Annotated in this window: 4 protein-coding genes; 3 read left to right on the plus strand and 1 reads right to left on the minus strand. The window is 40.7% G+C overall.

Going from position 1 to position 2670, the window contains the following annotated elements; all coding sequences use genetic code 11:
* From ABYD77_RS18680 to ABYD77_RS18690, 3 genes are all read left to right on the plus strand, one after another.
* Nucleotides 1-297: ATP-binding protein (locus ABYD77_RS18680; RefSeq protein ID WP_372771602.1), on the plus strand; the 297-nt coding region annotated here is incomplete at its 5' end.
* On the plus strand, nt 297-1646 hold the full coding sequence (locus ABYD77_RS18685) for a sigma-54-dependent transcriptional regulator (RefSeq protein ID WP_372771603.1): 1350 nt from the start codon (nt 297-299) through the stop codon (nt 1644-1646). The genes ABYD77_RS18680 and ABYD77_RS18685, both read left to right, overlap by 1 nt.
* A gap of 79 nt (nt 1647-1725) precedes the next feature.
* On the plus strand, nt 1726-1968 hold the full coding sequence (locus ABYD77_RS18690) for a hypothetical protein (RefSeq protein ID WP_038642059.1): 243 nt from the start codon (nt 1726-1728) through the stop codon (nt 1966-1968).
* Between the two features lie 44 nt (nt 1969-2012).
* On the opposite strand, the gene ABYD77_RS18695 is transcribed toward ABYD77_RS18690, so the two are convergent.
* On the minus strand, nt 2013-2670 hold a 658-nt coding region (locus ABYD77_RS18695; RefSeq protein ID WP_372771604.1), incomplete at its 5' end, for a class I SAM-dependent methyltransferase.

Consider the following 2670-nt stretch of genomic DNA (forward strand, 5'->3'; position numbering starts at 1 on the left):
CATACACTTCTTGTGAATGGCGTTGAAGCTGGCAAAAATAACAACGCAATTAAAGTAGACGTGTTTGAAAAAGAGTCTGAAATACATGTTGATGTTTTCGATAAGGGCAACGGGGTATGCGCTGAGATAAAACCCCATTTATTTAGCCCGCACGTCAGTGATAAACCTGACGGCGCCGGTATTGGTCTTTACCTTGCCAAGCAAATCATTAATTTATATTACGGTGGTGATATTCTACTCGTAAATAGTGATGCTCATGGCAGTCACTTTCGCGCAATTTTTAAAAGAGAGCTGTAATGGAAAACGCACATATTTTATTGGTAGAAGATGATATTGCGCAGAATGAACTTATAGCGTCAATGCTTAGTGCTGAAGGCTTTATTGTTACGGCAACTACGAGCGTAGAAGAAGCTATCGTCGCTTTAAAAGCTAATAGCCAAATTAGTTTAATCTTTAGTGATTGGAAGTTAGGTCAATTAAGTGGCCTTAATTTACTTGAATTTGCGCGCAGCAATAATTTTCCTGTTGGTATTGTAATCGCAACCGCTTATGGCTCCATCGATCACGCTGCACTTGCAATTGAAAAAGGCGCCGATGACTACTTAGCTAAACCTTTTCAGCGTCAAGAACTCTTACTAGCACTGGCTAAAGCAAACAAAGCCAATCAACTTCGGTTAGCAAATCAAACGCTCAATAGTCAACTTAGCCAGCAAGATACCATGGTCGAATTGATAGGTAGTGCGCCCTGTATGCAAAAGGTTTTTCAGCGCATCGAAAAAGTGGCCTCCACCAGCGCAACCGTGTTAATTAGTGGTGAAAGTGGTACGGGTAAAGAGCTTGCCGCGCGCGCATTACATAAAATATCACCGCGCAAAGATTCGCCTTTTATAGCCATTAACTGCGGCGCCATTCCTGAGTCCATCGCAGAGGCAGAATTATTTGGTGCCAAAAAAGGCGCATTTACCGGCGCAAACCAAGATAAACTCGGTAAATTTGCCGCCGCTAATGGTGGTACGCTATTTTTAGATGAAGTTGCCGAGCTAAGCCCACAATTACAAACAAAACTGCTACGTTTTTTACAAGAGGGTGTGATTACGCCGCTGGGTTGCCACGAGGAAGTCTCTGTTGATGTGCGTGTAATTGCAGCCAGCCATAAGCAGCTGTTAGCACAAGTAGAAGAAGGCCTTTTTCGTGAAGATTTATATTACCGTTTAAACGTAGTGCCTATACATATGCCTGCGCTTCGTGAGCGTACTGAAGATATTGGTAAGTTGATTCATCACTTTAAAACTAAATTTTGCCAGCAGTATGGCAGTCAAGAACAGCAATTGAGTGCAACTACTTTAAAACAGTTACTCAGTTATTCGTGGCCTGGTAATGTAAGGCAACTGTCTAATTGTATTGAGCGCTATGCCCTTCTTGGTGATGAAAATGAGTTAGTAGACAGCCTCAACCACAATAGCCAATCACCTGCTCAAAGCAAGCAATTTGTGATCCCAGATGAAGGCATTGATTGGCATCAATTTGAGCGAGATATTTTACTGCAAGCTTGTAAACGTGCCGATAATAACAAAACCGCTGCAGCTAAATTATTAGGATTAAGCTACAAAGCCTTTTTGTATCGGCTCGAAAAACACCAAATATAGCCGTTTATCATTAAACTTCACTTACTGATCCGTTTTGCATTAAGCTAATTACAACATTAAGAAAAAGTTAGGAGTGACAATGAGCGGAACAACAATGGTGGTAATGATTGTGTTTTTCTCTGTGGGTTTTGGTGTACTTGCTGATATGTATAACAAACATATTAAGTTTAAAGAAAAAACACTAAAGCATAATCAAGCAAGTGACGCACAAACCGATGAGCTAAAACAACAAATAAACAAGCTAACTGAACGCGTGCAAGTGCTGGAAAAAATAGTGACTGATGAAGGTTATCAAGTAGCCAAAGAGATTAACAAGTTATAAAAAAAGCGCTAAGTGAGCACTTAGCGCTTTTTTATTCTAATACCCTAATTTATCGATAACCGATACACCATGGCTTTTAAGTTAGCACCGTCTTGTTCTTCAAAGCGCGGTGCCGCGGGTAATCGCTCTACCAGTGATAGCTTGCCTTCAGTGGCGAGCTCTATCATCTCAATAAACATGCTTTCGCTCACATCTGGGCTATTTGCACATAACAACAACTGAGTATCGTTATGGCACAGATCCGGTAAGCGACGCAGTATTTTTTGATAATCTTTGGTCAGTACAAAACTGCCTTTTTGAAAGCTAGGCGGATCAACCACAATCAAATCAAATGGCGCAGCTTTTTTTAATTTACCAAAGGATTTCAGTATATCATGAGGTAAATAACTAATATTCTCAGCCACATTGTTTAAACGATGATTATCAGCACCGGTTCTTAACACAGACTTATTCATATCCATATTAATGACCTGATGCGCACCACCTAATTTAGCAATCACTGAAAATGCACAGGTATAGGAAAACAAGTTAAGTACTTTCGCATCTTTACTGTTATTTTTAACAAATGCACGTCCTTCGCGCATATCCGGAAAAATCCCGGTATTTTGCGTTTTTGTCAGTTGCACCCAATAGCTCGCACCGAGCTCATTAACTTCAAACCGCTCGGGTACTTCACCAAATGGCACAGAGACCTGTGTATCG

This window comes from Pseudoalteromonas sp. (genome assembly GCF_041629635.1).
Classification (GTDB): domain Bacteria; phylum Pseudomonadota; class Gammaproteobacteria; order Enterobacterales; family Alteromonadaceae; genus Pseudoalteromonas.